Here is a 21,244-nt window from a genome sequence, read left to right as displayed (position 1 = left end):
AGATCCAGCCGTCGAGTTCTGCCGCTGAAGTGCTTGCGTGCGACGTGGACCGCGATCCCTGTAGCGTGCGGGTTGTGTTGGAATCGGGGGCGGGCTTCGCTGGATATCGCTTGGAGCGGGTGCTCGGGCAAGGGGGGATGGGGACGGTTTATCTGGCCGAGCATCCTCGGTTGCCGCGCAGCGTCGCGCTGAAATTGCTGAATCGGGAGTTCTCGGCCGATCAGGAACTGCAGCGGCGGTTCGAGCGGGAGGCCGATGTTGTCGCGCAGCTGGATCATCCGAGCATCGTCGGGGTGTACGACCGTGGCAGCGATGACGGGTATCTGTGGATCGCGATGCAGTTCATTCGCGGAACCGATGCCGCCACCTGGGATTCGCGTGCGCACGAGCCGGGGGTCACCGCGCGCCTGATCGGGGAAACGGCGTCGGCACTGGACTACGCCAACCAGCACGGGGTGCTGCACCGGGACGTGAAGCCGGGCAACATCCTGATCGCCGACGCCGAACACGGTCGTGAAATCCGGGCGGTACTCACCGATTTCGGGATCGCCCGGGTGGCCACCGCCAACACCCAGCTCACGGCGACGGGGACTTTCACCGCCACCCTCGCCTACGCCTCACCCGAGCAACTCTCCGGTGAGATCGTCGACCATCGCAGCGACCAGTACTCGCTGGCCTGCACCCTGTTCGCGATGTATGCCGGTCATCCGCCCTATACCGCCACCAACCCCGGACAGGTGGTCGCCGGCCACCTGTCGCAGCCGGTGCCGCGGCTCACCTCGGTCAGAACGGATCTGCCGCCCGCGGTCGACGGCGTCATCGCCCGCGCGATGGCCAAGCGTCGCGACGAGAGATTCGGCAGCGCGACGGAATTCACCGATGTACTGCGGGACGTGCTCGAGGGGAGGCATGTCGCCGCGCCGACCGTGCGTCAGCCGTGGACCGACTCCGAGCACCGGGTCCCTGGCTCGGGTGAACACGCGCAGCGGCCGTGGACAGATCCCGCCCAGCGGTGGCACGGCTCCGAGGGGCACCCGCAGCAGTCCGTCCCATCCGGGTACGTCCAGCGGCCCGCCCCGCAGGCATTCGGCTCCGGTGGGCAGGGGCAGCCGGGGTGGGGGCGTGCGGAATACGGTGTGCCGGTCGGCGATCCGCGGATGTACCCGGGTCCGTGGCAGCAGGCCCCGGTCGGTGGCCCGGAGCCGTCGAAGGCCGCCGCGTTCTTCGTCGGCATCGTGACGCTGCTGTTCAGTCTGTCGATCGGGGCCTTCCTGATCTACGGCATCACCGAAACCCTCGACGAGATCGACCGGGGCAAGGATCCGAGCGGGTCGTTCATAGCGATCGCGATTCTCACCGTCGTCGTCGCGTTCACCGGCAGCGGCGCGCTACTACTGCTGTGCGCGCGCACCGCCGGTCGTGTCATGTCGATCATCACCGCGGTGCTCGTCGGGCTCTTCGCGCTGTTCGGGGTTATCGGGTCCGCGGTGGGCGAGGTCTACGCCGCGACCGCCGCCAGTGCTGCGGTGTTCGTCCTCGCGGCGGCGCTGGTCGGTTTCGCGGCATCACCGTCGACCGGGCGCTGGATTCGGTATCGCAAGGCGGTGCGCGCGAGTCGCTGGCGATGACCTGCGGTGTAGCCGGCGGTCAGTAGGGTGGGCTGATGTCGTCTGGGCGTGTGGCGGTGGTGCTGCCATCGTCGGTCGAGGAGACGGTTCGCGCGGTGTTCGGTGCGGCCGGGGCGCGGTGGATCGATGCGTTGCCCGAGGTGGTGGCCGGGTTGGCCGCGCGGTGGGGGCTGACGGAGTTCTCCGCGCCGTTCGGTGGCGGAACGCATGCCTATGTGGCGGCCGCGCGGCGCGTGGGCGGGGCATGGGTGGTGTTGAAGGTGCCGATGGTCGACGAGGAGAACCTCGCCGAGGCCACCGCGCTCCACAGCTATGACGGCGACGGTGCGGTCCGGCTGCTCGATTTCGACCCGGCCAGCGGTGCGATGCTGCTCGAATGGGCCCGTCCGGGCACGGAATTGCTCACCCAGCCGGGGTTCCCCAGCCTGGAGGGGCGACCGGAGAACGCCGACAAGGTGGCGTTCGCCTGCGGGTTGTATCGCCGCCTGCGGCGCCCCCCGACCACGGTTCCCGCCGGTTTCCCGGAACTGCCCGTGGCCACCGACATCGTGACCGGTCTCCGTGCGCGGCTGGCCGATCCGGAACCCGCACTGGCCGAACACATCTCACCGCTGCTGCGAGAACGGGCAGCGCGCGGGTGCGCCGAGTTGAGCGAGCCGGCCGGTGAACTGCTGATCGTCAACCGCGACACCCATCTCGGCAATATCGTGGCCGCCGAACGTGAACCGTGGCTGCTGATCGACCCGAAACCCTGCCTCGGCGAAGCCGCCTTCGACGCGGGCTTCCTGATCATGATCCAGGTTCAGACGACGCCGACCCCCGAACACGCGCGCGCCGTCGTCGTCACGACCGCGCGTCACCTCGATGTTCCGATCGACCGCGCGGGCGCCTGGGCTTTCCTGCGCGCGATCGAGGAGATCGTCTGGTCGGTCGAGGACGGCGACGACGACACCCTGCCGCTGCACGTGGCGGTCGCGACGGCGCTGGCAGGCGACCCGTGGCGATCCGGCGACCCGATCTGAACGGCCGGGGCCACCACGACTCACGGTCGGTGCAGCGCATCCAGCAGGGTCTGCACGATCGGGTTCTCGCGGGCGTCCTCGCGCAGGACCGCCGACACCGGGATGCGAAGGCGGTGGTCAGTGAGGTCGAGGGTGAGCAGGCCCTTGGTAGGGCCCTCGTAGAGGATCGTCCAGGACTCGGGCCGGTTGAGCAGCTCCATCGTGGCGGTGTGATCGGGCGGGATCGGCGGGCCGAAGGTGGGCCCGGTCGGGAGGTCGGCGAAGGCCGAGCGGATCAGTGTGTGCAACAACACCTGCTCCTGCTCGGGCGGGAGCAGCAGGGGGTAGGGGCTCAGATCGGCGAGGGTGACCGCGCCGCGTTCGGCCAGCGGATGATTGCTCGAGATGGCGATCACCAGGTCCTCGACCCACAGCTGTTCCACCGCGAGGCCGGGCTGTTCGACACTGCCGCGGATCAAGGCCAGATCACAGTCGCCGTCGGCCACCGCGGTGATCCGCTGCCGGAACGGCTTGATCACGTATTCGATCTCGGCGTCGGGGTGGGCGGCGCGCGCGGTGGCGATCGCCGACAGCGAGGGCGCGGCGAAAGACATGTTGGCGGCCAAGCGAATTCGCGGTCCGGTGGTGCGCACGGCGGCACGGATCGCCGATTCCAGGCTCAGCATCTGCTTGGCCAGTGGCAGCAGGCGCGAGGTCGCGTCGGTCGGGACGACGGCGCGGGTGGTGCGCTCGAACAGTTGCGCGCCGAGGTCACGTTCCAGTCTCGCGATCTGATGGCTGATCGCGGATTGGGAGATGAAGCAGCGGTTGGCCGCGCGGCTGAAACTGAGCTCCTCGCAGACGGCCACGAAGTAGGCCAACTGTCGAAGTTCCACCAGGTACCTCCTATTGATTAGTTATGCAGATAAGAGTCATCTCTATTATGCGCCCAGGCAGTGGAAACATCTTCGTTCCGCATCGCGTTTACTCATAGGAAAGGACCTATTACCGATCTGGAACGCGATCTTGGAGCGAGTGATCATGGAACACACAGATGTCGTCATCGTCGGCTCGGGCTTCGGAGGCCTGGCCGCAGCCAAGCAACTGGCCAAGTCACGAGTCGGTGTCGTGCTGATCTCGAGCACGCCCGAACACCTGTTCCAGCCGCTGCTGTATCAGGTGGCGACCGGCGTGCTCGCGCCCGAGGAGATCGCGCCGCCGATCAAGAACGTACTGCGCCGCCACCCCGAGATCGACGTCCGCCTCGGCAAGGTCACCGGCATCGACGCGGAGAACGCGGTCCTCACCTACGAGACCGCCGACGGTCCCCGCCAGATCGCCTACGCCTCGCTGATCGCCGCCACCGGCGCCAGCCAGAGCTACTTCGGCCGCGACGACTTCGCCGAGAAGACCTTTTCGCTCAAGACCATCGACGACGCCCAGCGCCTGCGTGACCAGATCGCCCACGTGTTCGCCCTCGCCGAGGGTGCCGACGAGGTGACCAGGCATCGCCTGCTCAGCTTCGTGGTGGTCGGCGCGGGCGCGACCGGTGTCGAGGTGGCGGGCCAGATCAAGGAACTCGCGAAACGGCACTTCCATCAGGAGGTTTCGGTGACTCTGGTCGAGGGCGCCGGCGAGGTGCTGCCGCCCTTCGGCGGCGGGCTCTCGGAGTACGCGAAGCGCTCGCTCACCGACAGCGGCGTCGAGGTGCTGCTCGGCACCTTCGTCACCGACATCGACGAGGGCAAGGTGACCGTCAAGGACAAGGACGGGATGGAGCGCCGGATCGCCGCCGAGACGGTGGTGTGGTCGGCGGGCGTGCAGGTCGGCGGCTTCGCGACCCTGCTCGCCGAGGCCACTGGCGCCGAGACCGACCGCGCGGGCCGCATCCTGATCAACCCCGACCTGACCGTCGGCGGCCACGCCGACATCTACGCCATCGGCGACATGACCTCGCTCAACGGCTACCCCGGCCAGTCGCCGGTCGCCATGCAGGAGGGTCGCCACGCCGCCGACATCATCCGTCGCAAGAAGGACGCGGGCACGCCGTTCGTCTACTGGGACAAGGGCAGCATGGCCGTGATCAGCCGCTTCAGCGCGGTGGTGAAGCTCAATGAGCGCGTGACGTTCAAGGGCACCATCGCCTGGGCGATGTGGCTGGCCGTGCACCTGATGTATCTGGTCGGCTTCCGCAACCGCTTCGCCGCGGTGGCGGGATGGCTGGTCGCGTTCATCGGGACCGCACGACCGGGCTTCGACGAGGCCACCGAGGTTCGAGCCGTCGCCACCAAGACTGACGCCCCGGTCCGGAACGAGGCCGCTCCTGACGTCGTGGCCGAGACCGACTCGCGCGAGCGCGTCACCGTCTGACCCGAAACAGCAACGACCCGTCACCATCGTGGCGGGTCGTTGCTGTCGCCGAGGGCGGCAATCCGGCGGGGAGGCTCAGGCCGTCGCGAACGTGGGCACGCTGGCGAGCAATTTCCGCGTATAGGCCTGGCTCGGATTCCCGTAGATCTGTGCGCAGGAACCGGATTCGACGAGCTCGCCGTGGCGCAGCACCGCCACCGCATCACTGACATGACGCACCACCGCCAGGTCGTGCGAGATGAACAGCATCGTCAGCCCGAGGCGTTCACGCAGATCGAGCAGCAGATTCAGGACCTCGGCCTGGACCGAGCAGTCCAGCGCGGAGGTGATCTCGTCGGCGATGATCACCTCCGGCTCCACTGCCAGGGCACGCGCCACCGCGATCCGCTGACGCTGGCCGCCGGAGAACTCGTGCGGATAGCGCTGGGCGACAGCGGGGTCGAGCGACACCGTTTCCAGCCAGCGCCCGATCGCCTCGGTGTGTCTGCGCGGATTGGCGCGGGCCGGGTCGATGGCTTCGGCGATGGCGGCACCGATGGTCATGCGCGGGTTCAGCGAGGCGTAGGGATCCTGGGAGACCAACTGCACACGGCGCCGCGACTCACGCGACGGCTTCCCCGTCAGTGACTGCCCGTCGAGGGTGATCTGTCCGGCACTCGGTGCCAGCAGTCCGACCACGGCTTTCGCGATGGTCGACTTGCCCGACCCCGATTCGCCGACCAAGCCCAGGGTTTCGCCGGTCGGCACCCGAAGCGTCACGTCGTCGACCACGGTGACCCCGCGTCGGCCGGAGCCGTACGAGACGGTGAGTCCGAGGATTTCGAGTCCACTGCTCATCGCGCGGAGACCTCCTGTGCGAGTGGGGCATTGACAACATGGCAGGCCACCCCGCCGACCTGTGGTGGCAACTCGGCCTCACACCGGGGCACCGCGAGCGGGCACCGTGGTGCGAACGCGCATCCGGCGGGCCTGTCCGCGGGGGCGGGCGGGCGGCCCGGAATGGTCGCCAGCCTGCCGCTGGAAGCGCTGCCGTCGAGAGTGGGGCTGGCCGCCAGCAAGGCCTGGGTGTACGGATGCCGAGCTCGCCCGGCTCGCAGCTCCTCGGCGGTCAGCTCCTCGACGACGCGGCCCGCGTACATCACGACCACGCGATGACACAGTGTGCCGACCACGCCGATGTCATGGGAGATGAACAGCATGCCGGTGCCACGGTCGTTGATCTCGCGCAGCAGGTCGAGAACTTCCGCCTGCACCGTCACGTCCAGCGCCGTGGTCGCCTCGTCGGCGATGATCAGCCGCGGATCGGGCAGCACAGCCGCGGCGATCATCGCCCGCTGACGCATGCCACCCGAGAGCTGATGGGGGTACTGGCCGAGCACGGTCTCGGGGTCGCGCACATGCACGCGCCGCAACGCCTCGGCCGCCGCCGCCATGGCATCGCGTCGGCTCGTCTCGAGATGTACGCGAAGCACTTCGGTGAGCTGACTACCGATGCGCTGCGCCGGATTGAACGACGCCGACGGATCCTGGTAGACGATGCCGATCGCCGTCGCCAACCGCACCGGATCGCTGTCGGCGGCGGTCAGGTCGAGCCCGTCGAGATCGAGACAGGCCGCCCGGGTGCTCAGTTCGTCGGGCAGCAGTCGCGCCACCGCCATCGCCGTGAGGGACTTGCCCGAGCCGGATTCGCCGACGAGGCCGACGATTTCACCGGGCGCCACTTGCAGGGAGACCGAATCGACCAGGCGCACACCGTTGTCCAACTCGATGCTGAGGTCGGTCACCGTCAGCAACGCCTCGGGCGAGGGAGCCTGGGGGGCGAGCGGTTTCGGCACCGCCGTCACGCGTCGCTGCACGGTGCGTTCGCGCGGGTCGAGGGTGGCGGCCAGACCGTCACCGATCAGCGAGGCGAACACGCCTGTCACCGTGATGGCGACGGCGGGCCCGAGCGCTTCCGACGGGGTGGTGTAGAGCGAACGCAGGCCCCCGTTGAGCATCGAGCCCCAGTCGTATTGGGGATTCTGCACACCGAGACCGAGGAACGACAGCCCGGAGAGGGCGACCAGAACCTGCGCGTACGCGGAGGACAGCAGCACCAGTAGCGGCCCGGCGATGTTCGGCAGCAGGTGCCTGCTCATCACCCTCGCCGGTGAGACGCCGAGTAGCTTGGCGGCGGAGACGAAGTCGCGCCCGGCGACCGAACCGGCGAGGTTGGCGGTGAGCCGCGCGAACGACGGTGAACCACCGAGCACGATGGCGATCACCGACGCAGTCGGTCCGGCGCCGAGTACGGTCGCCACCACCAGCGCCATGATCAATGTCGGTGCGGTGACCATGATGTCGATGATTCGCAGTCCGATTTCGCGCACTCGCGGCCCGGACACCCAGACCACGGTGCCGATCGCGATACCGAGTGCCGCCGCCAACGCTGTCGCCACGGTGGTCAAGACCAGGGTGAGCCGGGCCGCGACCAGGGTGCGTGCCCAGACATCACGCCCGAGCGAGTCGGTGCCGAGCCAGTGCTCGGCGCTGATCCCCGCCCGCACGGTCGAGGACATGGCGGCGGCGGTGTCGCCCAGCAGTGGCGGCGCGATCAGCGCGACGAGCGCGACGGCGGTGAAACCGATCGCACCGACCACCAGGGAGGGATGGGGACGAGTCTTCATCGGTTACCTCCGGCCAGCGACGAACGCGGATCGAGGATCGCCAGCGCGATATCGACCAGCAGGTTGAGAACGGCGGCCAGCAGACCGAGGACCAGCACACAGCCCTGGATCACCGGGTAGTCGCGCACCAGCAGCGCGTCGACCACTCGCTGCCCGATCCCCGGCCACGCGAACACCGTTTCCACGATCACCGTGCCACCCAGCATCGAGGCGAGCACCAGACCACTCAGGGTCATCACCGCGGTGAGCAGATTGGGGAGCACGTGGCGGGTGTACAGCCGCAGCGGGGGCAGACGCCTACCGCGCGCGGTGCGGATGTAGTCCTGAGACAGCACTGTTCCGGCTTCGCGTCGCACCACTCGCGCCATCACACACATGCTGGGCAGGCTGATGGCCAGCACGGGCAGGATCATCGATTGGGTCGTCTGTGCCCCACCCGCGGGCAGCAACCCCAGGGTGATCGCGAAGACCACCACCAGGGCGGTGCCGACCACGTATTCCGGTACGGCACCGAGCAATCCGGTCGACAGGGTGAAAGCCCCGTCGGTGCGTCGACTGTGCCGGGCCGCGATCGCGATGCCGAGCGGCAGCGCGATCGCCAGGACCAGGATCAGCGAGAACACGGCCAGCTGCGCGGTGAACGGCAGCCGCGCCGCGATCACGTCCGAGACCGCCTCCCTGGTCTGGAAGGAACGACCGAGGTCGCCCTGCAGCAGGCCCGACACGTAGTCGAAGAAGCGGGTGAGCACCGGGCGGTCGAGCCCGAGTTCGGTCCGGATCCGGGCGATGTCGGCCTGGGTCGCGTTCTGACCGGCCAGTGATTCGGCCGGGTCACCGGGGATGAGCTGGATCATGGCAAAGGTGACCACGACGAGCACCACCGCCACCGCGAGGAGTCCGGCCGCGCGGCGCAGCGCGAAGCCGAGCCACCCTGTCACGAGCCGATCCGGAGGGTGCTGAGGTCGATCTGACCGTTGGGGATATGGGCCCGCACACCGTCGCTGAACACGTAGCGCACGTTCAGCGTCGACAGCGGCACGATGTCGACGGCGCTGAGCAGACCAGCCTGGCCTTGCTGCCAGGCGGCGCATTTGGCCGTCGGATCGGTGGTGACGACGGCCGCGCGCAGACCCTGGTCGAAGGCGTTGTTGTGGGTCGCGCCGTAGTTGCGGCCCTGGGGCGGTTCGGCGCCGGTGAGCAGGTTCGACGCGGTGAGCAGCGTGGTCGACAGTGACGCCATCACATTGATGTCCCAGTCGCCGCTGGGCAGCACCGACGATGCCCAGGTGTTGTTGTCGACATTGACCAGCTTCACCTCGGCGCCCGCCGCGCGCAGTGCCTCGGCGACATAGGTGTTGCCCGCGCCGTCGGCGATCGCGTTGGTGCCCGTCACGGTGATCTTCTTGCCCGTGAGGACTCGGGTGGCCGAGGCGAGATCGTGCTGGGTCAGCAGGGCGTCGTCGGTGTTGGCGCAGACGTTGGCGGTGCTGTCGACATAGCTCTTCAGCAGGGTTCCGGAGCCGCCGAGAACCTTGTCGTAGGCCCTGGCGTCTACGGCCTGCGCGACGGCTTTGCGGAATTCCGCGTCGGCGCCGGGCTTGCCCGCACGCTGGTTGAAGAACAGGAAGTTGCGGATCATCGGCGCGGTCGCGGTCTCGAATCCCTGTTCCAGCCGGGTGCCGTCGGGACCGGTGAAACCGGCGAAGTCGAGCTGACCGGTCTGCAGGAGATTGGCCGCCGCCGATTCACTCTTGACGATGCTGAGCTCGATCGTGGCGGGCGAGCGACCGGACCGGTCGCCGGCGAAGGCGGGAAACGCGTCGAATCCCTCGCGCAGGGACGCGGTGTAGCGGGAGCCGCGTTCGCTCGCGGTGATGACGTAGGGACCTGTACCCGCGCCCGGCACCGAGCCGGTGGCCAGGCCGGTGGGGTCGTCCAGGCCAGGCTTACAGATGATGCCCGCGTTGACCAGGCCCAGCGAGGGGAGCAGCTCCGACCACGGGTTGGCCATGCGCACCGAGACGGTGCCCGCGGCGTCGTCGCCGGTGATGGTGGTCTTGTCGCCGGCGTTGGCCGCGCCGAATGTGTAGGCCGCGCCGGGGGCGGTCTTGCGGAAGTACTCCAGCGAGGCAGCGACCTGGCTCGCGGTGAGCGGGGCACCGTCGGAGCAGGTCAGGCCCTTGTTCAGGGTGAAGGTCGCCTGCGTCGCGGTGACGTCCCAGCTGGCAGCCAGCCGGGGGACGACGACGTTCTTGTCGTCGAGACCGACCAGCGTCGAGTACAGCAGACGACCGAAGGCGTAGTCGGAGGAGCCGGCCGCCCGCGCGGGGTCGAAGCTGCCCAGATCGGAGGTCAGGGCCAGGCGCACGGTCGAGTCGGACGCGGCCGAGCCCGGACCGCTGGTCTGTGATGTCGTGCACGCGGCGAGCGTCGCGGCCGCCGCGACACACGCTGCGGCGAAGAGGGGGCGTTTCATGCGAACTCCTTGATGCGTGAGGTGACATCAAGGAATCAGTGCCGCTGTCAGGACCTGACTGTTCGCAGCTATCAGCCGCAGGAAGGCCGTGGGATGCGGAAAAAGGGCAAGCTCAGCTCATGTGCTGCGGATATTCGCCAGGTCGAGGGGCTCTGGTCCGCCCTGTCCGGTGGCCGAGGCGGCTGGGTGCCGAATTTTATTGTGCGATAGCCTCGGTGACCGAATCGGGGCGACCGCGCAGGAGGTCGACGAGGGCGTCCTCGGCACTGGAGGCCGCGCCGTCCTCCCAGCGCCCGATCGGGATGTGGCGCAGGTGGCGCCCGTGCGGGTCGAGCAAGGTGGCCCCGATCTTCAACGGCCACAACGCCATCGAGCGATCGGCGATGGTCAGTTCCGGCATGGCTTCGGTGAGCCGCGCCTCGAACGCGGGCATGTCGGCCATCGTGCGCAGCCAGACGTTGAAGATCAGATTGCGTGGACCGGTCAGCGAGTAGCACATGCGGGTCTCGCGCATCGCCGCGATCGCGTTGCCGATCTCCGGCACGCGCGACAGTGGCGCCGCGGCCCAGAAGGTGACGCTGAGCGGCCAACCCGAGATGGAGCGGGCCACCTCGCAGCGATAGGCGATGGCATTGTCCTGCTCGAGCCGGGCCAGCCGCCTGCGCACGGTGGTGGGGCTCATCTCGGTGCGTTCGGCCAGCGCGGTGACCGATTGGCGGCAGTCGCGACTGAGCTCGGTGACCAGCGGGATGTCGTCGGCGTGGATCGAGCCGTAGCCGGGGGAGCGTCGGCGCGCAGGGGCGACCAGCGAGGTGTGAGCCATCCGTGCGCGGTCGAGTCGCCAGCGGCTGCCCTCGGTGAACGAGGTGGTCACCACCTGGGAGCGGGTGGTGACCACGCCGTCGAGCGTGCCGAGCCGGAAGGTGATGTAGCGGGCCAAGGACGCGTGGTCGAAGAACACCGCGGTGATCATCAGGTCGCGCGCGCCCGTGGTGAGTTCGACGGTCACCAGGTTCACGTCTAGCGCGAGTTCGGCCGCGACCTCGTGCAGACGTCTCGGCGCGCAGTCGATTTCGATGATGGCCAGAAGCGGCGATACGCCGTCGATGCTGACCGGATAGCAGGTGAGCCAGGCCAGCCCCGCGTTCTGCAGACGCGTCCAGCGGCGGGCAGCGGTGGAGCCGTCGATGCCCAGCGCACGGCCGATCTGCTGCCACTGTGCCCGCGGCGCCACCTGCAACGCGGCCACCAATTGGTAGTCCAGTTCGTCCAGAGTGGCGAAATTCTGCATAGTTTTGCCTTTCGGTGGCGAGATCCGGCGAATTCTATCGGCCCGGTGACTCGGTCGGCACGGTGATGTGGCCCGCCGCTTCCCTGACCCGAAGGACTTCGCAGTGATGAACGAAATCAGCGCGCCGCCACAATCCCTGCTCGCCGGTCTCGGCCGCTCGGTCGTCGCAGCGCCCACCGAGGACCGCTGGCAGCAGCTGTACCGCCGGCTCCACGCGTATCCGGAACTGTCGGGCGTGGAATTCGCGACCGCGAGCTTGGTGGCCGAACAGTTGCGCACGCTTCCCGGCTGGGAGGTGACCGAACGAGTCGGCGGCACCGGCGTGGTCGCGGTGTTGCGAGGCGGGCCCGGACCCGTCGTCTGGATGCGCGCCGATATGGACGCCCTGCCGGTGCAGGAGGACACCGGCGTCGACTACTCCTCGACCGTCTCGGGTGTCATGCATGCCTGCGGACACGATGTGCACGTCACCGCCCTGCTCGGTGCCTGCGCGGAGCTGTCCGCCGACGACACGCTGACCGGCACCGTTGTCGCGATCTTCCAGCCGGCGGAGGAAACCGGCGCCGGCGCGGCCGGAATGCTGAACGACGGTCTGCTGGAACGCTTTCCACGGCCGGATATCTGCCTCGGTCAACACGTGGGACCGACGCCCGCCGGTCTTGTCGTGACCCGCGCCGACATCGTGATGGCGGCCTCGGATTCGGTCCGGGTGCGGTTGGCCGGGGTCGGCGGACACGGTTCGACTCCGCACCTGGCCGTGAACCCGTTGACCATGGCGGCGTCGCTGGTCCTGCGCTTGGAGGCTCTGGTGGCACGACAGGCGGCGGTGGCATCGGGGCCGGTGCTCACCGCGGGGTCCTTGCACGTCGGCACGAGGCCGAACATCATCGCCGAGACCGCGGAACTACTACTCACCCTGCGCACGTTCTCCGATCGATCGCGCGAGCAGATGATGGAGGCGATCAGGCGGGTGGTCGCGGCCGAGGCCGCCGCCGCGGGTGCGCTCGTCGACCCGGAGGTCGAGTTCTTCCACCCGTTCCCGATGACGGTGAACACCCCCGGCGACACCGAGCGGGTGATGGCCGAACTCGGCGCGTCCGGGCTGGCCGTGCTGCCGCTACGCAATCCCCTCAGCGGCAGTGAGGATTTCGGCCTGCTGGGGACCGCGGCGGGCTGCCCGTCGGTGTTCTGGAACGTCGGTGGCTTCGGCGCCGACCGATTCGGCCCCACCGAAGCCGCGTACATGCTGGCAGAAGGCACGTTGCCGCCCTATCTGCCCACCAATCACTCGTCGCGATTCGCTCCCGATCCCGCGGTGACACTGCCCGCCGCGATCACCGCGATGAGCGCTGCGGTACGGGCGGAACTGGGTGTCGGCGAACGTTGCGCAGCCGTGAAATGAACGCTCGGTGTGACTCCCGTCTCGTTCACCGAGCTGGCATCGACACGACACTGAGGTGTCGCCCCGATGCCAGCTCGGACTGGCTTCATCAGCAGTATGACAATTTCGTCCGTGTTGACCGCCCCGGCGCCGGACTCCGGGGTGGGGAAATCTCGGTACTCCTTGGTCGTCGCGTCTGATGCCGAGCACCGGGAAGCCGCACAGCGACTGCGCTATCAGGTGTTCGCCTCCGAACCCGGTTTCCAGATGCCCGAGAACGCCACCGGCCTCGACGCCGACAAGTTCGACGAGCACTGCGACCACCTGCTGGTTCGGGACGAGTTCTCCGAACAGTTCGTCGGCTGCTACCGCATGCTGCCGCCGGACAAGGTCGACGCGGCGGGCGGCTACTACACCGCCACCGAGTTCGATCTGACCCAGCTCGATCCCACGGGCAACCGGATCGTCGAGATGGGCCGGGCCTGCGTGGTGCCCGATCACCGCAACGGCTCGGTGCTCACCCTCATGTGGGCGGGCATCCTGCACTACATCCAGCTCACCGGCTACGACTGGGTAATGGGCTGTGTGTCGGTGCCGATGCGGGATTCGCCGACCGATCCGGCCGGAGTGAATGTGCGCGGCGTGCGCGACCAGCTGCTCGGCCGCCACGCGTGCGACCCCGAGCGTCGGGTGCACCCGTACAACCCGGTCGTCGTCGACGGACTCTCCCTCGATCAGATGACCCCGCCGAGCCGCCCCAAGATGCCGCCGCTGCTGCGCGGCTACCTGCGCCTCGGCGCCGAGATCTGCGGCGAACCGGCCCATGATCCCGATTTCGCCGTCGCCGACTTCGTCGCGCTGCTCGGCATGGAAACCATCAACACCCGGTACCTGGAGCGGCTGCAGAGCGCGGCCGCCAATTTCGACGGGAAGTAAACCCCATGGTGTTCGACGCGCCGCTCGCAACGCACTCTCATTCGTGGATGCCGTCGAGCCCCTGTGGGTCCGGCTGCATCGAGCCGATCGACGAGGTCGGCACCGCCAGGATGTTCGCCCGGCTGGCCGGAATGGCCGGGCTCGTACTCAGCTTCCCGGTCCTGACCGTGGCCACCCCGAAGTCGCGGCGCGAGCAGTTGCAGCGCCGCTACGCCAGGGCGGCACTGAGTTGCCTGGGGATGCGATTACGCATCATCGACAATCGGATTCCCGAGCAGTCCTCGGCGGAGGGCTTCGCCGACACCGGCACCGCGGTGATGATCGTGGCCGGGCACATCGGCTGGGCGGATGTGGTGGCGCTGGCCGCGGTGCAGCCGGTCAGCTTCGTGGCTCGTGCCGACATGGTCGAGTGGCCGCTGCTGGGCAAACTCGCCAAGCTCACCCGCGTGATCCCGATCGAGCGGGCGCGACTGCGGGAACTGCCCGGTGTGGTCGGGCAGGTGGCCGACCGGCTGTCCGCGGGTAACCGGATCGTCGTCTTCCCCGAGGGCACCACCTGGTGCGGCCGGGCCTACGGCTCGATGCGGCCCGCCATGTTCCAGGCCGCCGTCGACACCGCCACCCCGGTCCAGCCGGTGCGGCTGCGGTACCTGGACAGCGACGGAATGCCGTGCACCGTACCGGGTTTCGTCGGCACCGACACCTTCGCCGATTCCGCGAAGCGGGTGCTGCGCAGCAAGGGCATGATCGCCGAGATCGTGCTCGAGCCGCTCGAACACCCCGGACCGGATCGCCGGGATCTGGCCCGGCGCTGCGAGGCGGCGGTGCGTGGCACCGACCGTTCCCGCCACGGAGTGGCCGACACCCAGTGGATCGAAGCGGGCAATACCCGCGTGCAGGACCCCTCGATGGGGGAGCAGGGGGAGGTTCGCCGCCCGGCGAGGGCTACTGCCTGGTAACCATTCCCGGCCGGAATCATCGACGACCGGAGACCGCGTTCGCGGTCTCCGGTTTTGTCGTCTGTGCCGGAGGAATCGTCACGGATGTGCAGGTCGGTGACCGGGCGACGAATAGTGGAAATGTGAAACGTCCCTGTCCGCTCGGAGATGTTTCGTCCGGCGTATGACCTGCGTATGAGCTGTGTAACAAACTGGCCAGTCGGCTATACCCATTGGTGTGTACGTTGAAACGATCAAATTGCCACTGCGCCGAAATTGATGAGATATTTGCGGTACCGTCACGCAGGATTTTTCCGATACCCCGTGTAGCCGAGAGTCCAGGCGATGTTCGAGATGTGCGATCGCAAGGGTGATCCATGGTGAAGGGAAGCCTTTCCGGTGACTGAGCAAGCTTCTGGCGTACGCCGTCGCGCCGCGCGGCGAATCCGCCGCGCGCCCGTGACGTCCACGTTGCCGCGCCTCCTGCTGGCCGCCGTCGAACGTGCCCCCGAGGCGCCCGCGTTGCGATTCGCCGGGCAGACCCTCACCTACACCGAACTGGACCAGTGGTCGTCACGTCTGGCCAGGGTGCTGATCGCCCGCGGCCTCGGCCCCGGTGACCGGTTCGTCCTCGCGCTGACCCGCTCGATCGAATCCGTGGTCGCGGTCTGGGCGGCCGCCAAGTCCGGCGCCACCTTCGTGCCCGTCGATCCCCGCTACCCGGCCGAGCGGGTGTCCCATATGCTCGCCGACTCCGGTGCCGCGTTCGGGCTGGCCACGACGGCGGACGCGGCCCGGCTCGACGCCGGGATCCAGTGGCTCGCCCTCGATTCCGACGAGTTCGGCGCCGAATGCGCCGCGATGTCGGACGAACCCGTGAGCGCGGGCGAACGCATCCGCAGGCTTTCCCCGGACGACCTCGCCTACATCATCTACACCTCCGGCTCGACCGGCGTCCCCAAGGGGGTCGCGGTCACCCACACCGGCCTGGCCGGTCTGTGCGCCGAACAGGTCCGCCGCTTCGGCATCACCGCCGCCTCGCGCACCCTGCATTTCGCCTCGCCCAGCTTCGACGCCAGCATGCTGGAGATGCTGCTGGCGATCGGCGCGAGCGCGACGATGGTCATCGCGCCGCCCGATGTCTACGGTGGCGACGAACTGACCGAACTGCTGCGCGCCGAACGGGTGACCCACGCCTTCATCACGCCCGCCGCCCTGGCCGGGCTCGACCCGGCGGCGCTGCCGGAACTGGCCGCGCTCGCCGTCGGCGGTGAGGCCTATCCGCCCGAGTTGATCGCGCGGTGGGCGCCCGGTCGCGCGTTCTTCAATGTGTACGGCCCGACCGAGACCACCATCGTCTGCGCGATGAGCGATCGGCTGACCGCCGACGACGTGATCACCATGGGCGACACGATCCCCGGGATGACGGCACTGGTCCTCGACGCCCGCCTGCGCCCGGTACCGGATCGGGTGCCCGGCGAGCTGTATCTCACCGGCGAAGGTCTGGCCCGCGGCTACCACGATCGCGCCGGGCTCACCGCGAGCAGATTCGTCGCCGACCCGCTCGGTCGCGGCAGGCTCTATCGCACCGGTGACCTGGTGCAGTGGGTTCCCGTGCCCGGCGGGGTCGGCCTGAAATTCCTCGGGCGCACCGACGCGCAGGTGAAGCTGCGTGGCTTCCGCATCGAACTCGGCGAGATCGACGCGCTGTTCGCCGCCGACGACACGGTGCGCTTCGCCGCCACGCTGATCCGGACGCTGCCCAGCGGGGAGAGCGCGCTCGTCTCCTATCTCGTCGCGGCCGCGGGTGCCACGATCGACACGGCGGCACTCACCCGGCTGGCCGAGCGGCACCTGCCCCAGCACGCGGTGCCCGCCGCGATCGTGGTGCTCGACGAGGTGCCGTTGACGCCGGTCGGCAAGCTCGATCACCGGGCACTGCCCGCGCCGGAACTCGCCGCCCGCGAGTTCGAGGAGCCGCGCGGTGACACCGAACGCACCGTGGCCGCGGTCTTCGCCGAACTGCTCGGCGCCGACCCGATCGGGCGCGGCGACGACTTCTTCGCCCTCGGTGGCAATTCGCTGCTCGCCACCCAGCTGGCCGGCCGGCTCGGTGCCGCGGTGGGTGTGCGGGTACCGGCCCGCACCGTGTTCGAGCACGGCACGGTGGCCGAGCTGGCCGATGCCCTCGACGCGCTGGTCGGTGCCGCGTCGGCGCGGGTGCCGCTGACCCGCCGCGAACGTGGTGCGCACGTCCCGCTGTCGCTGGCCCAGCAGCGCATGTGGTTCATGGCGCGGCTGGATCCCGACTCCAGCGCCTACAACATCCCGGTCGCGCTGCGGCTGACCGGCCCGCTCGACACCGTCGCGCTCACCGCCGCACTCGACGACGTGCTCGAACGCCACGAGGTGCTGCGCACGGTGTACCCCGAGCACGAGGGCGCGGGCTTCCAGCAGGTGCTGCCCCTGGCGCAGGCCGGCCTCGACGTGGTGGTCGACCCGATCGCGGAAGCCGATCTGCCGGGCGCACTGGCCAGGCTGACGTTCGGCGGATTCGATGTGTGCCGTCGAGTTCCCGTGCGCGCGGCCGTCTTCCGGCTCTCCGAGACCGATCATGTGCTGGCGGTGGTCGTGCACCACATCGCTACCGACGGCTTCTCGCTCGGCCCGCTGACGCGCGACCTGATGACCGCCTACGCCGCCCGCGCCGCCGGTGCGGCGCCCGGCTGGGCGCCGTTGCCCGTGCAGTACGCGGACTACACGCTCTGGCAGCAGGAAATGCTCGGCGCGGCAGACGATGCCGGCTCGCTGCTGGCCGAACAGCTCGGGTTCTGGCGCACCGCGCTCGCCGGTGCCCCGGCCCTGCTCGAGCTGCCCACCGACCGGCCGCGTCCGCCGGTGGCGGGCACTCGCGGCGCCGCCCAGGACTTCGCGGTGTCCGCCGAGGTGCATGCCGCGCTGGAAACCCTGGCGCGCGAACACAATGCCTCGCTGTTCATGGTGGTGCGGGCGGCGCTGTCGGTGCTGCTGGCGCGGGTCGCCGGTACCGAGGACGTCACCGTCGGCGCGCCGGTCGCGGGCCGTGGCGAGCCCGAGCTCGACGATCTCGTCGGCATGTTCGTCAACACCATCGTGTTGCGCACCCGCGTCGACGCCGCCGAATCCTTCGCGTCCCTGCTCGATCGGGTTCGCGATATCGATCTGGCCGCCTTCGCCCACGCCGATGTGCCGTTCGAACGCCTTGTCGCCGAACTGGATCCGCCACGTACCCAGGCGCACCACCCGCTGTACCAGGTGGCGCTGTCGTTCCAGAACTTCGGCGCCACGCGCCTCGAACTGCCCGAGCTGACGGTGTCGGCGGTGGATCTGGGCGAGGAAGCGGCGCCGGTGGATCTCCAGCTCACCGTTGTTCCGCTCGAGGACAGTGACGGACCCGCCGGTCTGCGCTGCTCCTGGCGCTACGCCACCGACCTGTTCGACGCCTCGACCATGGCCAGGCTCGGTGCCCGCCTGTCCGGGCTGCTGGCCGCGGCGGTCGCCGCCCCGCACCGGCCCGTCGGCGACCTGCCGGTCCTGACCGAAGCCGAGCTGACCGAGCCCTCGGGCGAGCTCCGGCTCGTCCCCGACGCGACATTGCTCGACGAGTTCCAGGCCCGCGCCCAGCATCGTCCGGACGCACCCGCGGTCACTTTCGGCGAGGTCACGGTGACCTACGGCGAGCTGGCCGGCCGGGTCAACCGGCTGGCCCGGCTGCTCGTCGCCGACGGTGTCGGCCCCGGAAGCACGGTGGGCGTGGCGATTCGGCCGTCGATCGATCTCGTCGTCGCCATGTACGCCGTGTTCGCGGCCGGTGGCGCCTATGTGCCGCTCGATCCCGATTCGCCCGCCGAGCGCCGCGCCGACATCCTCGCCGCCGCACGGCCGGTCTGCATGCTGACCACCACCGGCGACGCGATCGCGGCCGACGGCCTGCCGGTCGTCACCGTGGACCGGGTGGCACTGTCGCACCTCTCGGACGCCTGGCTGACCGACGCCGACCGGCTGCGCCCACTGCACACCCTCGACCTGGCGTATGTGATCTTCACGTCCGGTTCGACGGGCAAGCCGAAGGGCGTCGGCGTGCCGCATTCGGCGATCGTCAACCAGGCCGCGTTCATGGTCGGCGAATACGGGGTGGGGGAGTCCGACACTGTCCTGCAGTCGATTCCGTTCACCTTCGATGCCTCGATGATCGGTTTCGCTTCCCCGTTGCGCGCCGGTGCGCACATGGTCGTGGCCGCCACGCAGGGGCTCACCGATCCCGCCTACCTCGCCGAACTCGTTGCCCGTCATCGTGTGACCGGCACGACCATCGTGCCCTCGGTCCTGCAGATGCTGCTGGATGCCGCGCCCACCGGCGCCCTGCGTTCGCTGCGCGCGGTGTGGGTCGGCGGTGAGGCGCTGCCGAATGCCACCATCGAACGCTTCACCACCGTCACCGCGGGTCGACTGCACAATCTGTACGGTCCCACCGAGGCCACCGTGTCGATCACCGGCGCCGATGTGACCGAGGTGGGCGACGGCATCGTTCCGATCGGCTTGCCGCACTGGAATTCTCGCGCCTATGTGCTCGACGCGCGGCTGCGGCCGGTGCCCGTCGGCACGCCCGGCGAGCTGTACCTGGCCGGCGCGCAGCTGGCCCGCGGCTACCTCGGCAGCCCCGACAAGACGATGGAGCGATTCGTCGCCGACCCGTACGGTCCCGTCGGTGAGCGCATGTACCGCACCGGCGATCTGGTGCGCAGACTCCCGTCCGGTGATCTGACCTACCTGGGTCGCACCGACGTTCAGCTCAAACTGCACGGCCTGCGCATCGAACCCGGCGAGATCGAGGCGGCGCTGCGCACGCATCCGGCGGTCGCGGGGGCGGCGGTCGCGGTGCATCACGAACAGCTGGTCGGCTACGTGACACCCCTCGACGCATCGGTCGACACCGCCGACGTGCTGGCGACCATTCGAACCCTGTTGCCCCCGTACATGATTCCGCACCGTCTGCTGGTGCTCGACGAGTTCCCGCTCGGTGCCACCGGCAAGCTCGACCGCAAGGCGCTGCCCGCGCCCGCTGTGGAGATCCGCGAATACCAGGCGCCGGCCACCGCCGACGAGCAGATCGTCGCCTCGGCGATCGCCGGAGCGCTCGATCTCGACCGGGTCGGCCGTGACGACGACTTCTTCGTCCTCGGCGGCACCTCGCTCGCGGCGATCCGGGTGCGCGCCACCCTCGCCGAGCAACTGGGCATCGAGGTGCCGCTGCGCCTGTTGTTCAGCTATCCGCTGGTCAGCGACCTGGCACTGGCGTTGCGCGACGAGTCGTCGGCCTCGGCCGCCGGTCCCGATCCGGCCGTGGACGCGATCCTCGACCCGTCGATCGACCTCACCGGCTGCGCGCCCCAGCGCACCGGCGCACCGGCCACGCTGCTGCTCACCGGCGCCACCGGGTTCCTCGGCAGCTTCCTGCTGCGCGAACTCCTCGAACAGACGTCGGCGACCGTCCACTGCCTGGTCCGCGCCACCGATGACGCGGGCGCGGTCGATCGCGTCGTCTCCACCGCCGCGAAGTACCACATCGACCTGTGGCCCTATCGCGACCGGATCGTCGGCGTCCCCGGCGATCTCGCGCAGCCGAACCTCGGCATGGACCCACTGCGCTTCGCCGAACTCGCCGCCAGGGCCGACGCGATCTACCACAACGGCGCGCTGGTGAACCACCTCGAACCGTACGCGCGGATGCGAGCGGCCAATGTCTGCGGCACCACCGAGGTGTTGCGCCTGGCCACCACCACCAGGGTCAAGCCGATCCATTATGTGTCGACCCTGTCGGTGCTGGCGGGGGTCCCGCAGGACAACGGGGTGCCCGCCGGTCTGCCCGGTTACGCGATGACCAAGTGGGTCGCCGAGCAGCTCGTGCACGCCGCGATCGAGCGTGGCGTTCCCATCGCCGTATACCGCCCCGGCTTGATCACCGGCGACTCCCGCACGGGCGTCGCCCCCGCCGAGGACGCCTGGTGGACGATGTTGCGGTCCATGCTGGTGCTCGGGGTGGCGGTCGATGTGCGCGCGATCGCCATCGAGATGGCCCCGGTCGACCATGTCGCGGCGGGAATCGTCAGCCGGTCCCGCCAGGTGGCGGCCATCGGCAATATCTTCCGGGCCTCCGGTGCGCAGGTGCCGCTGCAGGTCGTCTACGAGGAGATCCGCAGTCGCGGTTACCGTTTCGACTTCATCGACCCGATGGAATTCGGCCTCCAGCTCTCCACCGCGGCCGAACGCCGGGACGCGGACCCCATCCTGGCGCGGGCTTCGGCACTGAGCGGCAACTACGCGGCCGCGCTCGCCAAGGCGAATCCGGCGGCGGTGCTCACCGGCGTGGAATCGGCCCCCGCCGAACCCTTCCGCGGCCTGCCGATCGAGTTCCCCGCGGTCGACGCCGCGGTCATCGCCCGCTACTTCGACCACTACATCGACATCGGCTTCTTCCCGGCGCCCGGAGCGGACCATCTCGCGCCCGCGTGAGCGGG

At 69.2% G+C, this 21,244-nt stretch carries 13 protein-coding genes; 7 read left to right on the top strand and 6 right to left on the bottom strand.

The annotated features are described in order from the left end of the window. Nucleotides 1-29: 29 nt before the first annotated feature. Nucleotides 30-1,628 (top strand): protein kinase, encoded by a 1,599-nt coding sequence (locus ACFULV_RS00310; RefSeq protein WP_378651571.1) that lies wholly within the window; start codon nucleotides 30-32, stop codon nucleotides 1,626-1,628. A gap of 35 nt (nucleotides 1,629-1,663) precedes the next feature. Continuing rightward, on the top strand, nucleotides 1,664-2,650 hold the full coding sequence (locus ACFULV_RS00305) for an aminoglycoside phosphotransferase family protein (protein ID WP_378651568.1): 987 nt from the start codon (nucleotides 1,664-1,666) through the stop codon (nucleotides 2,648-2,650). A gap of 20 nt (nucleotides 2,651-2,670) precedes the next feature. Here the strand turns inward: ACFULV_RS00305 and ACFULV_RS00300 are convergent, their stop codons facing one another. Then, nucleotides 2,671-3,525 carry a LysR family transcriptional regulator gene (locus ACFULV_RS00300; protein ID WP_378633279.1) on the bottom strand — a complete coding sequence of 285 codons (855 nt, stop codon included), beginning with the start codon at nucleotides 3,523-3,525 and terminating at the stop codon, nucleotides 2,671-2,673. 145 nt (nucleotides 3,526-3,670) lie between these two features. On the opposite strand from ACFULV_RS00300, the gene ACFULV_RS00295 reads away from it, so the two are divergent. Continuing rightward, nucleotides 3,671-4,999, top strand: a complete 1,329-nt coding sequence (locus tag ACFULV_RS00295; RefSeq protein ID WP_378651566.1) for an NAD(P)/FAD-dependent oxidoreductase — start codon at nucleotides 3,671-3,673, stop codon at nucleotides 4,997-4,999. A gap of 75 nt (nucleotides 5,000-5,074) precedes the next feature. Here the strand turns inward: ACFULV_RS00295 and ACFULV_RS00290 are convergent, their stop codons facing one another. The 5 genes from ACFULV_RS00290 to ACFULV_RS00270 all read right to left on the bottom strand — a co-directional run bounded on the left by ACFULV_RS00290 (nucleotide 5,075) and on the right by ACFULV_RS00270 (nucleotide 11,432). Continuing rightward, on the bottom strand, nucleotides 5,075-5,836 hold the full coding sequence (locus ACFULV_RS00290) for an ABC transporter ATP-binding protein (RefSeq protein ID WP_378651563.1): 762 nt from the start codon (nucleotides 5,834-5,836) through the stop codon (nucleotides 5,075-5,077). Beyond that, on the bottom strand, nucleotides 5,833-7,665 hold the full coding sequence (locus ACFULV_RS00285) for a dipeptide/oligopeptide/nickel ABC transporter permease/ATP-binding protein (RefSeq protein ID WP_378651560.1): 1,833 nt from the start codon (nucleotides 7,663-7,665) through the stop codon (nucleotides 5,833-5,835). Before ACFULV_RS00285 ends, ACFULV_RS00290 begins: the two co-directional genes overlap by 4 nt. Next, the gene (locus ACFULV_RS00280; RefSeq protein ID WP_378651558.1) at nucleotides 7,662-8,603 is read right to left on the bottom strand and encodes an ABC transporter permease; all 942 of its coding nucleotides are present in this window, start codon (nucleotides 8,601-8,603) and stop codon (nucleotides 7,662-7,664) included. The genes ACFULV_RS00285 and ACFULV_RS00280 overlap by 4 nt, the downstream gene beginning before the upstream one ends. Next, the gene (locus ACFULV_RS00275) at nucleotides 8,600-10,141 is read right to left on the bottom strand and encodes an ABC transporter substrate-binding protein (protein WP_378651555.1); all 1,542 of its coding nucleotides are present in this window, start codon (nucleotides 10,139-10,141) and stop codon (nucleotides 8,600-8,602) included. Before ACFULV_RS00275 ends, ACFULV_RS00280 begins: the two co-directional genes overlap by 4 nt. 196 nt (nucleotides 10,142-10,337) lie before the next feature. Beyond that, complete coding sequence (locus tag ACFULV_RS00270; RefSeq protein WP_378651552.1) at nucleotides 10,338-11,432, bottom strand: Lrp/AsnC family transcriptional regulator; 1,095 nt, start codon at nucleotides 11,430-11,432, stop codon at nucleotides 10,338-10,340. Between the two features lie 106 nt (nucleotides 11,433-11,538). Here ACFULV_RS00270 and ACFULV_RS00265 point away from each other — a divergent pair, with 106 nt between their 5' ends. The 4 genes from ACFULV_RS00265 (at nucleotide 11,539) to ACFULV_RS00250 (ending at nucleotide 21,239) form a co-directional block, all read left to right on the top strand. Next, the gene (locus ACFULV_RS00265; protein ID WP_378633294.1) at nucleotides 11,539-12,834 is read left to right on the top strand and encodes an amidohydrolase; all 1,296 of its coding nucleotides are present in this window, start codon (nucleotides 11,539-11,541) and stop codon (nucleotides 12,832-12,834) included. A 96-nt stretch (nucleotides 12,835-12,930) separates the two neighbouring features. Then, the gene (locus ACFULV_RS00260) at nucleotides 12,931-13,749 is read left to right on the top strand and encodes a GNAT family N-acetyltransferase (protein WP_378633297.1); all 819 of its coding nucleotides are present in this window, start codon (nucleotides 12,931-12,933) and stop codon (nucleotides 13,747-13,749) included. Nucleotides 13,750-13,796: 47 nt separating this feature from the next. Beyond that, the gene (locus tag ACFULV_RS00255; RefSeq protein WP_378651550.1) at nucleotides 13,797-14,708 is read left to right on the top strand and encodes a lysophospholipid acyltransferase family protein; all 912 of its coding nucleotides are present in this window, start codon (nucleotides 13,797-13,799) and stop codon (nucleotides 14,706-14,708) included. Nucleotides 14,709-15,086: 378 nt separating this feature from the next. Then, on the top strand, nucleotides 15,087-21,239 hold the full coding sequence (locus ACFULV_RS00250) for an amino acid adenylation domain-containing protein (RefSeq protein WP_378651547.1): 6,153 nt from the start codon (nucleotides 15,087-15,089) through the stop codon (nucleotides 21,237-21,239). Nucleotides 21,240-21,244: the final 5 nt, after the last annotated feature.

This window comes from Nocardia sp. NPDC057272 (assembly GCF_042668615.1).
Classification (GTDB): domain Bacteria; phylum Actinomycetota; class Actinomycetes; order Mycobacteriales; family Mycobacteriaceae; genus Nocardia.
Note: the sequence above shows the minus strand (reverse complement) of the source record. Positions and strands in the feature narration are given on the sequence as shown.

Bases quoted from the DNA above. Each gene is read 5' to 3' on its own strand.
- ACFULV_RS00285 (WP_378651560.1), bottom strand. From the start codon at position 7,665: ATGAAGACTCGTCCCCATCCCTCCCTGGTGGTCGGTGCGATCGGTTTC.
- ACFULV_RS00290 (WP_378651563.1), bottom strand. From the start codon at position 5,836: ATGAGCAGTGGACTCGAAATCCTCGGACTCACCGTCTCGTACGGCTCC.
- ACFULV_RS00260 (WP_378633297.1), top strand. From the start codon at position 12,931: ATGACAATTTCGTCCGTGTTGACCGCCCCGGCGCCGGACTCCGGGGTG.
- ACFULV_RS00305 (WP_378651568.1), top strand. From the start codon at position 1,664: ATGTCGTCTGGGCGTGTGGCGGTGGTGCTGCCATCGTCGGTCGAGGAG.
- ACFULV_RS00270 (WP_378651552.1), bottom strand. From the start codon at position 11,432: ATGCAGAATTTCGCCACTCTGGACGAACTGGACTACCAATTGGTGGCC.
- ACFULV_RS00255 (WP_378651550.1), top strand. From the start codon at position 13,797: ATGCCGTCGAGCCCCTGTGGGTCCGGCTGCATCGAGCCGATCGACGAG.
- ACFULV_RS00295 (WP_378651566.1), top strand. From the start codon at position 3,671: ATGGAACACACAGATGTCGTCATCGTCGGCTCGGGCTTCGGAGGCCTG.
- ACFULV_RS00265 (WP_378633294.1), top strand. From the start codon at position 11,539: ATGAACGAAATCAGCGCGCCGCCACAATCCCTGCTCGCCGGTCTCGGC.
- ACFULV_RS00275 (WP_378651555.1), bottom strand. From the start codon at position 10,141: ATGAAACGCCCCCTCTTCGCCGCAGCGTGTGTCGCGGCGGCCGCGACG.